Origin of the sequence: Vibrio sp. B1FIG11 (assembly GCF_905175335.1) — a bacterium.
Lineage (GTDB): Bacteria > Pseudomonadota > Gammaproteobacteria > Enterobacterales > Vibrionaceae > Vibrio > Vibrio campbellii.
Window position 1 is genome coordinate 319606 of the sequence record NZ_HG992751.1, and the last position, 14077, is coordinate 333682.

The window sequence follows — 14077 nt, forward strand, 5'->3', positions numbered from 1 at the left end:
TGATAACTCAGAAACGGTTTTTCTCATTCTAACGGTTTTTACTGACAACAAAAAAGCGGCTCATGAGAGCCGCTTGAAATCATTGCCAAACTTGCCTTACTTATTCAGGTCAATTTGGTAAATCGCGAAACCAACTTCGTCAGTTGCGACACGTTTCATCGGGTACTGCCCTTTCTCTTTGATGAACTGCGCAGCTTTATCACTTGGTGAGGTTTCAAAACGAACATCAAGTTTGTTATCCGATTTGATTGGTGCGAAAGACCAGTTGTTATCTGCGCTTGGTGTCACTTCGCCTTGCTCTTTACTGATGCGAGAGATGTAAGCGGCAACTACTGAACGGTTCTCATCTGGAGCATCAAACGCGATGAAGTCCGGACCAGTGCCTGGGAAGGTTGCGCTGTAAGCACGGTAGTTGTTGGTTGCGATGATGAAGTCTTGTTTTGGATCTACTGGCTTACCGTTGTAAGTCAGGTTCACGATACGCTGTGAATCTGGGTTGATCACTTTACAATCCGCATCGTACTTCGGCGGTTGAGTAACATCGATTTGGTAGTTCACACCATCAATCACGTCGAAGTTGTAAGTACGGAAGTTATCCCAGTTGATCAAAGACTGAGGTTGGGTGCTGTTAACATCAATATGATTGAACTGACCTGCACTACACTCTAGCCATTCGTGAACTTCTTTGCCTTTAACCTTCATTGCTACCAGCGTATTCGGGTATAAGTAAAGATCCGCGGCATTACGGAAAGTCAGCTGGCCGGACTCTACTTCCGTGAAGCCATTTGGATCGTCTTTACGTCCGCCCACTTTAAATGGTGCAGCTGCGCTTAGTACTGGAATGTCTGCAAGATCTGGGTCGCCTTGGATAAAGCGTTCCACGTAATCTTTCTGCGCTAGGTTTACGATTTGAATCGTTGGATCATCTTGTACAAGCGCTAGGAAGCTGTACATCACGTCATTTGCTTTACCAATTGGCTGGTTGACGAATTCACGTGTGCCTTTATGGTCATCAACAAGTGCATCCACGATGCCTTTATCGGCTTCTGCCAAAGATTTCTTGTTAGCTTTATCGAAGATAGGGCGCGCTTCAGATTGACCTTCAACCACTTGCCACTTGCCGTCTTTTTCTTTCAGCATTAAGTCCATTACACCAACGTGGCTACCCCAACGACCCGGCATCACTGCGGTTACGCCATTAATTGTGCCTTTGGCGTTGTCGACACCTTGCAGTTTGGCAAAGTCTTTACCCGGGAATACAGCGTGAGAGTGACCAAAGGCAATCGCATCAATGCCTTCAACTTCTGTGAGGTAGTAAACCGAGTTTTCAGCGCCTAGCTTGTATGGGTCAGTCGAAATGCCTGAGTGCGGGATCGCCACAATCACGTCTGCGCCTTCTTTCTTCATCTGAGGAACCAGCTTTTTCGCTGTCTCAGTGATGTCTTCAGCGAAGACTTTTCCTTCTAGATTCTTCTTATCCCATACCATGATTTGTGGTGGTACGAAGCCGATGTAACCCACTTTGATTTCGTGGCTTTGACCATCAGTGTCTTTGAACGTGTGCGTTTTAATGAGATAAGGTTTGAAGTAGTGCTCACCTGTCTTCTTGTCGAAAACGTTAGCACTAACATAAGGGAAGTTTGCACCGTCGATAGAGTTTTTCAGGAACTCAAGACCGTAGTTGAATTCGTGGTTACCAATGTTACCCACATCGTAATCCAACTGGTTCATCGCTTTGTATACCGGGTGGATTTCGCCAGCGTTAATCCCTTTCGCTGCCATGTAATCGCCCATTGGGCTGCCTTGAATTAAGTCGCCATTGTCGACCAAAACACTGTTCACTGCTTCTTCACGAGCTTGCTTAACCAGTGTAGCTGCACGGCTAAGACCGATTTGCTGAGAAGGCTGATCTTTGTAGTAGTCGTAATCCATCACATTAGTGTGAATGTCGGTGGTTTCAATAATACGAAGCTTAATAGTGTCCGCCATTGCTGGACCTGCAAGCGTCAACATTCCGCTTAAAACTGCGACGGATACGGGATTAACTGCCATTTTCATGAGGTGCTCCAATTAAATGGGATAGAGGGGTCGTACAGCGTAATGTAACAAATATTAGTGCAAGCTCAGGCTAAGATGCAGAAAACTGTGAACATTAGGCAATTAAATGCGGAGGAAAGTGTCAGACTGATGCCTTTTTCACCATTTTGAATTAGACCTAACAAAAGCTTCTTAGCAGTTTTTTGAATAAAAAATGAAATTTTAGAATTTCCGGTAATATAAACCCACCGCCATAATGCCATCCATAACGATATCAATGGATGATGAGCAAGCACATGGCAGTTAACGATTCAGTAACGAATTTCCCAATCAATAAGCCTCGGCTGGTTTCGGATAACCAAGCTGCCGATCTTCCGCGTTTCAGTAAGCAATCTCTTCAGCCAGGTGAAGTTGCCCTTGTTGGTGCTGGCCCGGGTGACCCTGAGCTATTAACGCTGAAAGCACTCAACTGCTTACAACAAGCTGAAGTCGTGCTTTACGACTACCTAGTGTCTGACGAGATCATGGCGTTAATTCCAAGCGAAACCATTTTGGTGTGCGTGGGTAAACGTGCTGGGCACCACAGTGTGCCGCAAGAAAAGACCAACCAACTGCTGGTGGACTTTGCTAAGCAAGGCTACAAAGTGGTGCGCATCAAAGGTGGCGATCCATTTGTGTTTGGCCGCGGTGGTGAAGAACTGGAAGTTTTGGCTGATGCGGGTGTGCGCTTTCAAGTGGTTCCAGGCATTACTGCCGCTGCGGGAGCGACCGCTTATGCCGGGATCCCGCTGACGCATCGTGATTACGCGCAGTCAGCACTGTTTGTTACGGGTCATCTGAAAGAAGAAAGTGACGACATGGATTGGTCGACATTAGCGCGCGGGAATCAAACTTTAGTGATCTACATGGGGCTGATGAAATCACACTATATTCAGAATCAGCTCATCAAACATGGTAGGGCAGCCTCAACCCCTATCGCCATCATCGAGCGCGGTACGCAAATCCAGCAAAAAGTTTTCACCGGAGAACTTTCTCAACTATCTGAATTATCTAAAGAAGCTCAAGCTCCGTCTTTGATTGTTGTCGGCGAAGTTGTGCGTCTGTCTCAAAAGTTGGACTGGTTTTTGTCTAGTACTGAATTCAACAAAAGTGCTATTGCCAGCTCCATATAATTTCAGACCAAAGATTAGGGACGTAATGAGCCTTCAAGCTTAAAAAGGAAAGACAAAACATGGACCAACAACGTTTAACTCACCTTAAACAACTCGAAGCGGAGAGTATTCATATCATCCGCGAAGTTGCTGCTGAGTTCGATAACCCAGTCATGATGTATTCGATTGGTAAAGATTCATCAGTCATGTTGCATCTTGCGCGCAAAGCCTTCTACCCAGGCAAAATTCCATTCCCATTACTGCACGTAGACACGGATTGGAAATTCCGCGAGATGATCGAGTTTCGTGATCGTACCGCTGAGAAATACGGCTTTGAGCTTTTGGTTCATAAGAACCCAGAAGGTCTAGCAATGGGTTGTAGCCCATTTGTGCACGGCTCTTCAAAGCATACTGACATCATGAAGACTCAAGGTTTGAAGCAGGCTCTGAACAAGTATGGTTTTGATGCGGCATTCGGTGGTGCACGCCGTGATGAAGAGAAGTCACGTGCAAAAGAGCGCGTTTACTCATTCCGCGATAAGAACCATACCTGGGATCCGAAAAACCAACGTCCGGAGCTTTGGAAAACATACAACGGTCAAGTAAACAAAGGGGAGAGCATTCGTGTGTTCCCACTTTCAAACTGGACTGAGCTGGATATCTGGCAATACATCTACCTAGAAAACATCGAGATCGTGCCTTTGTACCTTGCAGACAAGCGACCTGTTGTTGAGCGTGATGGCATGCTGATCATGGTAGATGACGACCGCATGAAGCTAGAGCCAGGTGAAGTGATTGAAGAGAAGAGTGTTCGTTTCCGTACTTTGGGTTGTTACCCGCTGACTGGCGCGATTGAGTCTGAAGCTAACACGCTAACAGGCATCATCGAAGAAATGCTGGTGGCAACTTCAAGTGAGCGCCAAGGTCGTGCGATCGACCACGATCAGTCAGGATCGATGGAACTCAAGAAACGTCAAGGTTACTTCTAAAGGATCTAAGGAAAGATAATGAACAGTGCAGTTGAAGCTCAATTAGCCGAGCTTGGTATTGAAGGCTATTTAAAACAACACCAGTACAAGTCGTTACTTAGATTCCTGACTTGTGGCTCGGTAGATGATGGTAAAAGTACCCTAATCGGTCGCTTGCTCCACGACTCAAAACAAATTTATGAAGATCAGCTAGCAGCAGTTCACTCGGATAGCCAACGCGTAGGCACCACGGGTGAAAAGCCAGATTTGGCATTGCTGGTAGATGGTCTACAAGCAGAACGCGAGCAAGGCATCACCATTGATGTGGCTTACCGTTACTTCTCGACGCAGAAACGTAAGTTCATCATTGCTGATACGCCAGGGCATGAGCAATACACGCGTAACATGGCAACAGGTGCATCGACCTGTGATTTAGCTGTGATTCTGGTTGATGCACGTAAAGGTGTGTTGGACCAAACGCGTCGTCACTCATTCATTTCTAACCTACTGGGCTTGAAACACTTCGTTGTTGCTATCAACAAAATGGACTTGGTGGATTACTCACAAGAACGTTTTGAAGAGATCCGTGATGAGTACTTACAGTTCTCAGAAAACCTAGCGGGTGAGACGGATATCCAGATCATTCCGTTGTCAGCGCTAGAAGGCGACAACGTAGTAGAGAAAGGACAGAACCTAAGCTGGTTTGAAGGTCCGTCTCTGCTTGAGTTACTTGAGACTGTGGATGTTGACCATGAGAAAGGCGAAGGCGACTTCCGTTTTCCTGTTCAGTATGTAAACCGTCCTAACCTCGATTTCCGTGGTTTTGCTGGCACGATTTCATCGGGTTCGGTGAAAGTAGGCGATGCGATTAAGGCGCTGCCATCAGGCAAAACCTCAACCGTTGCACGTATTGTGACTTTTGATGGTGATGTACAGGAAGCACAAGCCGGTCTGGCTGTGACGTTGACTCTGAATGACGAAATCGATATCAGTCGTGGTGATTTGCTGGTGCTAGAAAACGCACAAGTAGAGTCAACTAACCACTTGTTGGCGGACGTAGTGTGGATGACGGAGCAACCGTTGCAACCGGGTCGTGATTACGACATTAAGATTGCTGGTAAGAAGACGGTTGGTCATGTTGAAGCGATTCGTCACCAGTACGACATCAACAACCTTTCGACTCACGGTGCAGCTGAATTGCCACTTAACGGCATTGGCTTGTGTGAGTGGTCGCTGAACGAATCTGTCGCCTTGGATAACTACCAAGATTGTGCCGATACTGGCGGCTTCATCATCATCGACCGCCTAACCAATGTAACGGTTGGTGCAGGCATGGTGAAAGAAAGCCTAGCGGCTGTTGAGCGTGGTCTTGCGGATGTTTCAGCGTTCGAACTTGAACTCAATGCTTTGGTTCGTAAGCACTTCCCGCATTGGGAAGCTAAAGACCTGAGCCAGTTATTGAAGAAGTAATTGGTTCACCTAGCCTGACTGGATTGCGAAACCCGTCAGGCTGATTTCCCCCGAATCCAGAATGCTCCGGAAGCCCAAGAAACCGAGCATTCTGGCGTTCTTTTTCGCTTGCTTTGCTTTTTTGTCTGGTTACTCGTTTGTCACTCCGTGCAGCTAAGTTTGCACGAGTCGTTGTTGTGCCCGTATCGGGTTTATTGGTAAGGATTGGCTATGTGGGAACAAGGATTTGTATTAGCGATTTTGCTTGGCATTATCACTTGTTTACTCGTAACCAAAATTAAACCAAGTTACGTATTTGCAGGAGCTGCTTTCATTGCGTTTATGGCGGGGATGATTGAGCTCAATACCATTGCGGCAAACTTTACTAATTCTTCACTTCTGACCCTAGTGCTGCTGATCCTCGCATCGAGCGCATTAGAAAAAACCTTATTGATCAGTTGGGTCAGTCGCAGTATTTCTGAAGGCCATCTCGGCAGTGTGATTGCCAAGTTGGGCTTTTCTACCGCTTTACTTTCTTCTTTCACAAATAACACCGCGGTTGTGGTGTCGTTAATTGGTGCGATTAAACGCAACCAACAACATGCGCCTTCTAAACTTCTGATTCCACTCTCTTATGCGGCGATTTTTGGCGGCACTTTGACGTTGATTGGAACCTCGACCAACTTAATCATCAACAGTTTTGTTGAAGATGCCGGCCTGCCAAGCTTGAGCTTCTTTACTCCAACCATGATTGGCTTAGCGGTGTTGGTGGGTGGTGTGCTTATTCTTATTCCGCTGAGTTATCTGTTGCCCAATTACGATGACCAAAGCCAAGAAGATTTACCTTACTTCTTAGAATCTCGAGTTGAACCGGGGTCGCCGCTGGTTGGGCGCACCATTACCGAAAATAACCTGCGTGCCCTGAGAAAGTTGTTCCTTGCTGAAGTAATTCGCGATGGTGTGACGGTTCCGTCTGTTGGACCTGATTTTGTCCTCAACGCTAAAGACCGGCTGTTGTTCTGTGGCGATGTAGAGAGTGTCGCAACATTGCAAGAAATTCCAGGTTTAACGCTGTTTGGCCATCAGCACCTTAACGGACAGAACTTTATTGAAGTGGTAGTCAGTTCATCGGCGACTTTCTGTCATAAAACACTGAAAGAGAGCCGCTTCCGTGATCGTTTTGATGCGGTGGTTGTGGCGATTCGTCGTGGCCATGAACGTCTTGAAGGTGGCTTAGGTAACATCACTTTAGCTGCGGGCGATACGTTAGTTTTGGTGCCCGGTAAGCGCTTTGAGACGGAACGTCGAGCTCACCGTAAAGAGTTTGTATTGGTGAACGATCTGGATTCCAGCGCGCGTTTAGACGCCAACAAATCGGCTTTGGTGTTATTTGGTTTTGCAGCAGTGATTGGCTGTGCGTTGCTAGAGCTTGTACCGATTATCAAAGGTCTGGCGGCTTATTTGATAGCTCTGCTGGCCTTTGGCGTGATTCAACTTTCCGAACTTCGTCGTCGTTTCCCAATCGATATTGTGGTGATTGTGGGCTCGGCGTTGTCTATCGCCCAGCTGATGATTACATCTGGTTTATCGGTGCGAATGGGCGATATGTTTATTGAAGCCTTTAATGGCTGGGGTGTGTTTGGCGCGCTAGTCGCTACTTACATTATGACTTTAGTGCTAACTGAGCTCGTGACCAACAATGCAGCGGCGGCGCTGTCTTTCCCTATTGGCTACAGCATGGCGGTAGGTTATGGCGTTGACCCAATGCCTTTCATTATGGCGGTGCTGTTTGGCGCCAGTGCCAGTTTTATTTCTCCTTACGGATACCAAACCAACTTGTTGGTATACAGCGTAGGGAATTACAAATTGACCGATTATGTGCGAATCGGCGTGCCGATTTCCATCGTGTATTCAGTACTAGTACTGACGCTGATTCCGGTCTTCTTTCCGTTTTAATCTGTAAATTTACAAGGATACGTTATGACTGCCGAAACTCCGGTAAAAGATGAAAACATCGTTTGGCATCAGCACTCGGTTGATAAACAGTTTCGTGCTGGATTAAAAAAGCAGAAGCCTGCGGTACTTTGGTTTACTGGGCTATCTGGTGCAGGCAAATCAACAGTAGCAGGCGCATTGGAAAATCGCTTAGCCGAACTGGGTTATCACACTTATTTGCTCGATGGCGACAATGTTCGTCATGGCTTGTGCAGCGATTTAGGCTTTTCTGAGCAAGACCGTCGCGAGAACATTCGTCGCATTGGTGAACTGGCGAAACTGATGGCAGACGCGGGTTTGATCGTTCTGTCGGCATTTATTTCTCCTCACCGCGCAGAGCGTCAATTGGTGCGTGATCTGTTGCCAGAGGGCGAGTTTATTGAAGTGTTCGTCAATGCTTCTTTAGAAGTGTGTGAAGGTCGCGATCCGAAAGGCTTGTACAAAAAAGCACGCGCAGGAGAAATCCCGAATTTCACCGGTATTGACTCTGAATACCAAGCTCCAGCAAGCCCAGAAATTGATTTGCCAGCCGGCGAAAAGAGTGTCGAAGAGCTGGTAGAGTTGTGTTTAATCGACCTTAGACAACGCGGTGTGATCCGATAAAAAAAGCATTTGGATCATAGGTAGCCAAAAAGTCACTGAGCAGTTAAAAGAGCTTTTGGATCATAGGTGACCAAAAGCTCTTTTTTATGTACTAAACGGTGTGGTTTACTGTGGTTTTGGCTTCGCTATGAACGCTAAATCTTTGATTTAGAAGCGCTAGCATCTGGTCATAGTATTGATTATTAGGCTTGTTACCAAGCAGCTTACACAACTCATTACCTGTCGGAGTAAAGCGGTAGTACAACAGGCGCACGCCTTTGGTATTTACCTGCAGTGATAAGTTTTTACCTTGATAGGTGAGCATCAAAGGCGTTTCAATACCAATCTCTCCTGACTCTAGTTCAGTGCTGTGCAGCAGTCCCAGTTCAATCAACACTAACAAGCTCGAATAAGGCAGTTGGAAGCTGCCCATATTAAGGTTGCTGGTGGTGTCGCGTTTGCCAAAGCTGAACATCCCGCCATGCGCTTTGTAGCCAATCAGCAGTTTGCGACTGCTATCTCCACCAAAACTGCACGCTAGCGTCGCGGCACGTTGCAGAGTTTGGGCTTCTCTTGGCGACATGTCTTTCAACACTTTAAGTGCTTTCATCGAAGTTGAGCCGGGGTTGGTCACTTCGCGCTTCATGACTTGCGCCCAGAGCTTTTGCATTGAGCTGTTGTGGATGTCTTGCGCCATATCGAAAAAACGATACAACCAGTCTTGGTCTGGCTCACCAGCGGTCTCATCTCGACATGAGCTGTGCGCCAGTTTGAGGATCTGCTCTAAGTTCTTTTGTCTCTGTTCTTGGCGGCGTTGTTCACGTAACTGAGCGCGTTCAAGCGCAGTTTTAGCTGGAGGATCGTTTTGCAACAAAGCATCTAATCCGTAGATTTGAGCAATGCTTTGAACACGGCTCGCACTGTCTTTGATGTAGCCAGACTTCTTTTCGTGGTGAGTGTGTTTTTGTTGTGTGGGTTCGTGTTCAATAACAACATGTTGCTTTGTTGGTTCTGCCATTTTATTTCCTACCAAGGCTGGCGATTAGCACTTGCTTAAATTTACACCTTTCCTGTTTTCTCGACCAGAGAGGCATGTCCGGATTTTGACAGAATAGGGCTATTCAAAATGATAATGAGTTGTTAAAATTGTTATCATTATTTGGGAGGGGTGATGAGATATTCAGACGTAAGCAAACTGAGAAAACACCTGTCGATAGCGCTACTTTTGGTTTTGTATGTCGGTATACTCGCGTATTTGTCTCGCTATATCGTATAACGAAATATATATCTGGCAGGCATAAAAAAGGCGCCGAAGCGACGCCTAGTGTATCTATTCTACTAATCAACTGAGTTATTGATTATCAACCAAGTTATTAGCTATCAAACAAGCTACATATCATCGTAGGCTTCAATTGATGAGCCTTCAATCACGTAGGCCGTTTCTGCCAACTCATGTTCGATCGTTTCAGTTTTCAGAGTTCCCACCACATAAATGACATCCCATAGCTCCTGTACTGGTGCACCTTTCGGGAATTTGACATAAATGATCTGGTTTGGTGGTGGTGGTGGAACGTGGATACAAGCGCCAAAGTATGGCACCAATAAGAATTCCGTCACCGTATTCGCATCACCTTCTAATGGGATCACGAAGCCTGGGATTTTCACTTTGCTGCCGTTAAGCTCAGGACGAACATTACCAATCTTAGATTGAAGTGCCGCCCCACCGTTGTGGTCTGTAGCTGGCATGCCGACACTGTCGAACATCTTGCGCTCATTCTCTGGCACAAGATCAATCCAATCGAGTTTCAGCGGTTCGTCACTGGCCATTACTGGTGCAGTGAAGGAAATCAGTAGCAAACAGCTAGCGAGTATTTTTTTCCACATTTTTACTAAATCCTAATTGTCATTCCATCACTGAGCGATTGTCGGTAAGCACGGAATGCTGGGATGAAGCCAATCACAATACCTGCACACTGTACAAAGCCAAGCAACATCCATTCATACGGCGACAGTGCCGTTAAGGTTAGGTGTATACCATAACTTTGTTGGATTATTGGTTGCAAGAGGGCAAGAATGCAATACAAGCCCGCAACGCCGGTAATGATGCCAGCAAACGTGAGTAAACTTGCTTCACTGATCAGTAGCGAGAAGACGTGTTTAGGTCTTGCCCCCATTGCGCGCAGGATGGCCATTTCACGGCGGCGTTCTTGTAAGCTGGTCAGCAAGCTACTCAACATACCCAATAAACCTGCCACGACTACAAAGCCTGAGACTGCCATCAGTGCTTGTTCCGCAACCGACATCATTCCCCATAATTCATGCAGAGCGACGCCCGGCATGATGGCACTAAGAGGCTCTTTCGGATAAGTGTTGATTTGTCTTTGCAGAGCAAAAGTCTGGATGCGTGACTTCAACCCGACCAGCATCGCAGTGATCTGCTTTGGTTGAAAATCTCTGGCTTTGAGGTCTGCGGCACTTGGTGTCGGGCCCAAGCGAGCGCCACTTTCCCAACCGACGTGAATTGCTTCAATCGCTTCTAGGGAAACGTGGACGGTTTTATCCACTGGCGTGCCTGTCGGAGCCAGAATACCGACAACTTTAAATGGCAAGTTATCGTGACGACTAAAGCCAACATCACTGATGCCATGGGCAATGATGATCTCGCTACCAATTTTATAGCCGAGTTGTTTTGCAACATCAGAGCCAAGTACGGTTTCAAATAAGCCATTGAATTCTCGACCTTCAGAGAAGGTGAGTGGTTGCTTACTTCCGTACTTATAATGTTCGAAATAGCTGTGGTTGGTGCCCATCACTCGAAAGCCTTTGTGTGAATCACCCAACGAGATTGGGATTGCCCAATCGACGGCTCGGTGGTTCGCAAACTCTTGGTAGCTCTTCCAGTCAATATTGTTGGTGGCATTGCCGATTCTGAATACTGAGTACAGCAGCAGGTTCACTTGTCCTGAGCGACCTCCGACAATTAGGTCAGTTCCAGAAATAGTATTAGCGAAGCTATCTTTGGCTTGGGTTCGAATGCGTTCTACGCCTAATAATAGAACAACAGAAATGGCAACCGTCATGATGGTGAGAATAGCGGTCGCTTTACGGTTCATCAGGCTTTTCCAAGCGAGCTTTACAACAGCACTCATGATGCGGCTCCTGGGTTATGCGCTTGATTGATTTCAGGCAGATTAAGTGTTCGGTCAAATAAGGATTCTAGTGTCGGGTCATGACTGACGAAGACCAACGTCGCGTTGGCAAGGTTGGCTTGCTCCATCAAGAGTTCAATGAATGCTTTGCGGTTGTCATGATCGAGTGCCGATGTGGGCTCATCGGCAATCACCAGTTCAGGCTGACCAATCAAAGCACGCGCTGCTGCGACACGTTGTTGCTGACCAATACTGAGCTCTGATACCGGTTTGTCATGCAGGGCTTTAGGTAAACGCAAACGCTCCAGTAGCGTCGTCGCTTGTTCTTCCAGTGATGTCGTTGAAGCATTTGGAGTAACGCGGTCGCGGCGAATTTTACTGAATTGGCATGGAATAAGAACGTTCTCTATCACATTGAGATAAGGCAACAAATTGAATTGTTGGAAGATATAGCCAATGTGATCGGCGCGAAACTTGTCTCTTTGACTCGCTCTCAAACTCGCGATATCGATGTCTAATACAGATAGTGAACCGGATGTGAGCGTATTGATGCCTGTTAACAGGGCAAGCAGAGTCGATTTACCGCAGCCGCTTGGGCCTTTGATAAAGACATGCTCGCCTTGAGCAATGTGTAACTGGGGGATGTTAATGGTCGCGTTTTCAGAGCCGGGCCAGACAAACTGGGCATTAGAGAGCTCAACAACGTTTGACGTGGTTTCAGTCATAATAAATTACCAAAGCAATGGCGTGTAAGTAAGTACTTACACGCCATGTGATTTATTTAATTGCGATCTTTGCGTTGTCTTTGCTTAGGCTAGTCGCAGACTGAGTGGTGTCAGTGAATAGGTTTGCACTGATTGATTCTGTTGCAGGGAATTGCTTGAACCAAGTGGTATTGATGCTGTTTAGATCGGCAACAGAGTCACAGTGGTAGCGGTATTCTGCTGTGAATTCACCGTGGCCGCCGTGTTCATGATCGTGACCCTCATGCTCGTCGTGATGTTCATGACCTTCGTGATCGTGGTGGTCATCATCATGTGCATGTTCGTCGTGATCATGGTCTTTGTGCTTGTCATGGTCATGTTTGTCATGATCGTGACCTTCGTGGTCATGCTTATCGTGATCGTGGCCCTCATGGTCGTGGTGTTCATGACCTTCATGAGAATCTTGGCCTAGGGTGTGGGATACGTGAACATCTTCAATTACACATTTCGCTTGTTTGTTGATAGCAAACAACTGGTCGGTGTTTTTTAGAGCAGCAACAGCATCGCCAAGTGCCTTCTCTTGTTCTGCGTTTTCAGGTGCGTGCTCAAAGCCAACAACGTCCGCGCCTGGAGAAGTGATTTCGATCAGTAAGTCTTTACCATCTTGAGCAATATTGAATTCTACGTGACCATGCACGTGTGCTTCGTGTTGACGATATTCTTCTGCGTTTGCAGTTGCAGCTAGAGATAGGCCGATAACAAGAGCCAGAGCGTGTTTAGAAGGCATTTTCTTTTCCTAATTTGCTTAAATGTTTTATTGAAATTGCTAATTTAAATCATGTAGTTAGCAACTCGTTTAATTTCTAGTATGGAGGCTTCTTAAGTTTAAGCAAAAATAGGCGGCGCGCGCGCTGTATAACGCACATCACTGACATTTGAACGTTTTTTGATTACGTCTGAGTATGTCGAGCGTTGATAAGTTGGTGCGAGAAGCTCTGGTTGAGCCTTAACCAGACCATGATGCGAGCCAGCAAACATTTGGCAATGATGGTGGCTATGGTGCTCCGGGACTAGGTCAAGTTGATGAGCGATAGTGGCAAAATTCCAAGCGATCAGTAACGCAACACTGAGTAAGACCACAGTGCGACGCCAATGATGTGAGATTGCTTGCCAGCGATAGTGCATCTTAAAGCCCGAAACGATACCTAGTGTTATAATATAACACCCATTCGGCAGAAAAGTTCATTCTTTTATGAAATGGAGATGGATTATCTGTGATGAAATAATAACTTAGAAGCAAGTTTTCGGGAGTTTGCTCCTCACCTAAAGACGGTAAGGAGCAATTAAGACTAGATATTTTGCTTGATTAGACCAAGAACTTGGTTGATTTCATCCGTGCTGAGAGCCCCTTCTTTGATGAAGAGAATTTTACCTTGCTTGTCTTGCACAATGATGGCTGAGCTTTCTTCTTGTAGAGCCCAGCTATTTGCCACTACACCATTTTCATCTAAGACCATTGATGACCAAGGAAATTCTTGTTTGCTGTCTTGCGCCGATGATTTGACAAATGAACCAGTTCCCCAAACGGCATCATCTTGGTTAATGATGGTCGTGGTTTGGTAAGCATCTTCCGGGAATTTCGCTTCAGTTAGCGCTGTCATTAGTGGTGCGTTCATTGCTTTTGAGCTGCTGCGCCCTGCGATTGCATGAATGACACGGACTTTACCGAGCATTTGTTGCGTAGCCCAAGGTTGATAAGCCACGCCTTCACCTTGCAATACGATTTCACCGTAGGCGTCTACTTTCGCCGCTGGCACGCTTTCACCAACTGATAAGTTGTGAGCCAGTGCTAGACCCGGAGCAAGAGCAAGGAAAAAAGGGAGGAGAGTCTTAGTTTTCATATTGTTATGTTCCATATGGGGGTGTGAGACTTTCCAAGTATATACTTACAGTGAATAAAAATGTAGAACCGTTTATAACAATTTTTTAACGTATGATGTTTTAATTTTGTTGCTTTGAGAAAGGAATTTGATAGAATGAAC

Annotated in this window: 13 protein-coding genes; 5 read left to right on the forward strand and 8 right to left on the reverse strand. The window is 46.3% G+C overall.

Annotation, left to right across the window (positions count from 1 at the left end; translation table 11 throughout):
* Positions 1-96: 96 nt before the first annotated feature.
* On the reverse strand, positions 97-2058 hold the full coding sequence (gene cpdB, locus KHO06_RS01560; RefSeq protein ID WP_047480418.1) for a 2',3'-cyclic-nucleotide 2'-phosphodiesterase: 1962 nt from the start codon (positions 2056-2058) through the stop codon (positions 97-99).
* Positions 2059-2333: 275 nt separating this feature from the next.
* Here cpdB and cobA point away from each other — a divergent pair, with 275 nt between their 5' ends.
* From cobA to cysC, 5 genes are all read left to right on the forward strand, one after another.
* On the forward strand, positions 2334-3209 hold the full coding sequence (cobA, locus tag KHO06_RS01565) for a uroporphyrinogen-III C-methyltransferase (RefSeq protein WP_212582002.1): 876 nt from the start codon (positions 2334-2336) through the stop codon (positions 3207-3209).
* A gap of 59 nt (positions 3210-3268) precedes the next feature.
* The gene (gene cysD, locus KHO06_RS01570) at positions 3269-4177 is read left to right on the forward strand and encodes a sulfate adenylyltransferase subunit CysD (RefSeq protein ID WP_005430587.1); all 909 of its coding nucleotides are present in this window, start codon (positions 3269-3271) and stop codon (positions 4175-4177) included.
* An 18-nt stretch (positions 4178-4195) separates the two neighbouring features.
* Entirely contained in the window at positions 4196-5626 is a 1431-nt protein-coding gene (gene cysN / locus KHO06_RS01575) for a sulfate adenylyltransferase subunit CysN (protein ID WP_005528550.1), read from the forward strand.
* 210 nt (positions 5627-5836) lie between these two features.
* On the forward strand, positions 5837-7561 hold the full coding sequence (locus KHO06_RS01580) for an SLC13 family permease (protein ID WP_005528556.1): 1725 nt from the start codon (positions 5837-5839) through the stop codon (positions 7559-7561).
* 24 nt (positions 7562-7585) lie between these two features.
* Positions 7586-8203: an adenylyl-sulfate kinase gene (cysC, locus tag KHO06_RS01585; RefSeq protein ID WP_005430514.1), complete on the forward strand. Its 618-nt coding sequence runs from the start codon at positions 7586-7588 to the stop codon at positions 8201-8203.
* Between the two features lie 91 nt (positions 8204-8294).
* On the opposite strand, the gene KHO06_RS01590 is transcribed toward cysC, so the two are convergent.
* The 7 genes from KHO06_RS01590 to KHO06_RS01620 form a co-directional block, all read right to left on the reverse strand.
* Positions 8295-9200 carry a TIGR03899 family protein gene (locus KHO06_RS01590; protein ID WP_212582003.1) on the reverse strand — a complete coding sequence of 302 codons (906 nt, stop codon included), beginning with the start codon at positions 9198-9200 and terminating at the stop codon, positions 8295-8297.
* Between the two features lie 371 nt (positions 9201-9571).
* On the reverse strand, positions 9572-10066 hold the full coding sequence (locus KHO06_RS01595) for a DUF3299 domain-containing protein (protein WP_005430529.1): 495 nt from the start codon (positions 10064-10066) through the stop codon (positions 9572-9574).
* Between the two features lie 5 nt (positions 10067-10071).
* Complete coding sequence (locus KHO06_RS01600) at positions 10072-11331, reverse strand: ABC transporter permease (RefSeq protein ID WP_212582004.1); 1260 nt, start codon at positions 11329-11331, stop codon at positions 10072-10074.
* Positions 11328-12056 carry an ABC transporter ATP-binding protein gene (locus tag KHO06_RS01605; RefSeq protein WP_212582005.1) on the reverse strand — a complete coding sequence of 243 codons (729 nt, stop codon included), beginning with the start codon at positions 12054-12056 and terminating at the stop codon, positions 11328-11330. The genes KHO06_RS01600 and KHO06_RS01605 overlap by 4 nt, the downstream gene beginning before the upstream one ends.
* A gap of 52 nt (positions 12057-12108) precedes the next feature.
* On the reverse strand, positions 12109-12822 hold the full coding sequence (locus KHO06_RS01610; protein WP_005430523.1) for a DUF2796 domain-containing protein: 714 nt from the start codon (positions 12820-12822) through the stop codon (positions 12109-12111).
* A 98-nt stretch (positions 12823-12920) separates the two neighbouring features.
* Positions 12921-13220: a DUF2607 family protein gene (locus tag KHO06_RS01615; RefSeq protein ID WP_191117780.1), complete on the reverse strand. Its 300-nt coding sequence runs from the start codon at positions 13218-13220 to the stop codon at positions 12921-12923.
* Between the two features lie 164 nt (positions 13221-13384).
* On the reverse strand, positions 13385-13936 hold the full coding sequence (locus KHO06_RS01620) for a YtfJ family protein (RefSeq protein WP_005430577.1): 552 nt from the start codon (positions 13934-13936) through the stop codon (positions 13385-13387).
* Positions 13937-14077: the final 141 nt, after the last annotated feature.

Coding starts and splice junctions, on each gene's coding strand:
- cpdB (WP_047480418.1), bottom strand. CDS start 2,058: ATGAAAATGGCAGTTAATCCCGTATCCGTCGCAGTTTTAAGCGGAATG.
- cobA (WP_212582002.1), top strand. CDS start 2,334: ATGGCAGTTAACGATTCAGTAACGAATTTCCCAATCAATAAGCCTCGG.
- cysD (WP_005430587.1), top strand. CDS start 3,269: ATGGACCAACAACGTTTAACTCACCTTAAACAACTCGAAGCGGAGAGT.
- cysN (WP_005528550.1), top strand. CDS start 4,196: ATGAACAGTGCAGTTGAAGCTCAATTAGCCGAGCTTGGTATTGAAGGC.
- KHO06_RS01580 (WP_005528556.1), top strand. CDS start 5,837: ATGTGGGAACAAGGATTTGTATTAGCGATTTTGCTTGGCATTATCACT.
- cysC (WP_005430514.1), top strand. CDS start 7,586: ATGACTGCCGAAACTCCGGTAAAAGATGAAAACATCGTTTGGCATCAG.
- KHO06_RS01590 (WP_212582003.1), bottom strand. CDS start 9,200: ATGGCAGAACCAACAAAGCAACATGTTGTTATTGAACACGAACCCACA.
- KHO06_RS01595 (WP_005430529.1), bottom strand. CDS start 10,066: ATGTGGAAAAAAATACTCGCTAGCTGTTTGCTACTGATTTCCTTCACT.
- KHO06_RS01600 (WP_212582004.1), bottom strand. CDS start 11,331: ATGAGTGCTGTTGTAAAGCTCGCTTGGAAAAGCCTGATGAACCGTAAA.
- KHO06_RS01605 (WP_212582005.1), bottom strand. CDS start 12,056: ATGACTGAAACCACGTCAAACGTTGTTGAGCTCTCTAATGCCCAGTTT.
- KHO06_RS01610 (WP_005430523.1), bottom strand. CDS start 12,822: ATGCCTTCTAAACACGCTCTGGCTCTTGTTATCGGCCTATCTCTAGCT.
- KHO06_RS01615 (WP_191117780.1), bottom strand. CDS start 13,220: ATGCACTATCGCTGGCAAGCAATCTCACATCATTGGCGTCGCACTGTG.
- KHO06_RS01620 (WP_005430577.1), bottom strand. CDS start 13,936: ATGAAAACTAAGACTCTCCTCCCTTTTTTCCTTGCTCTTGCTCCGGGT.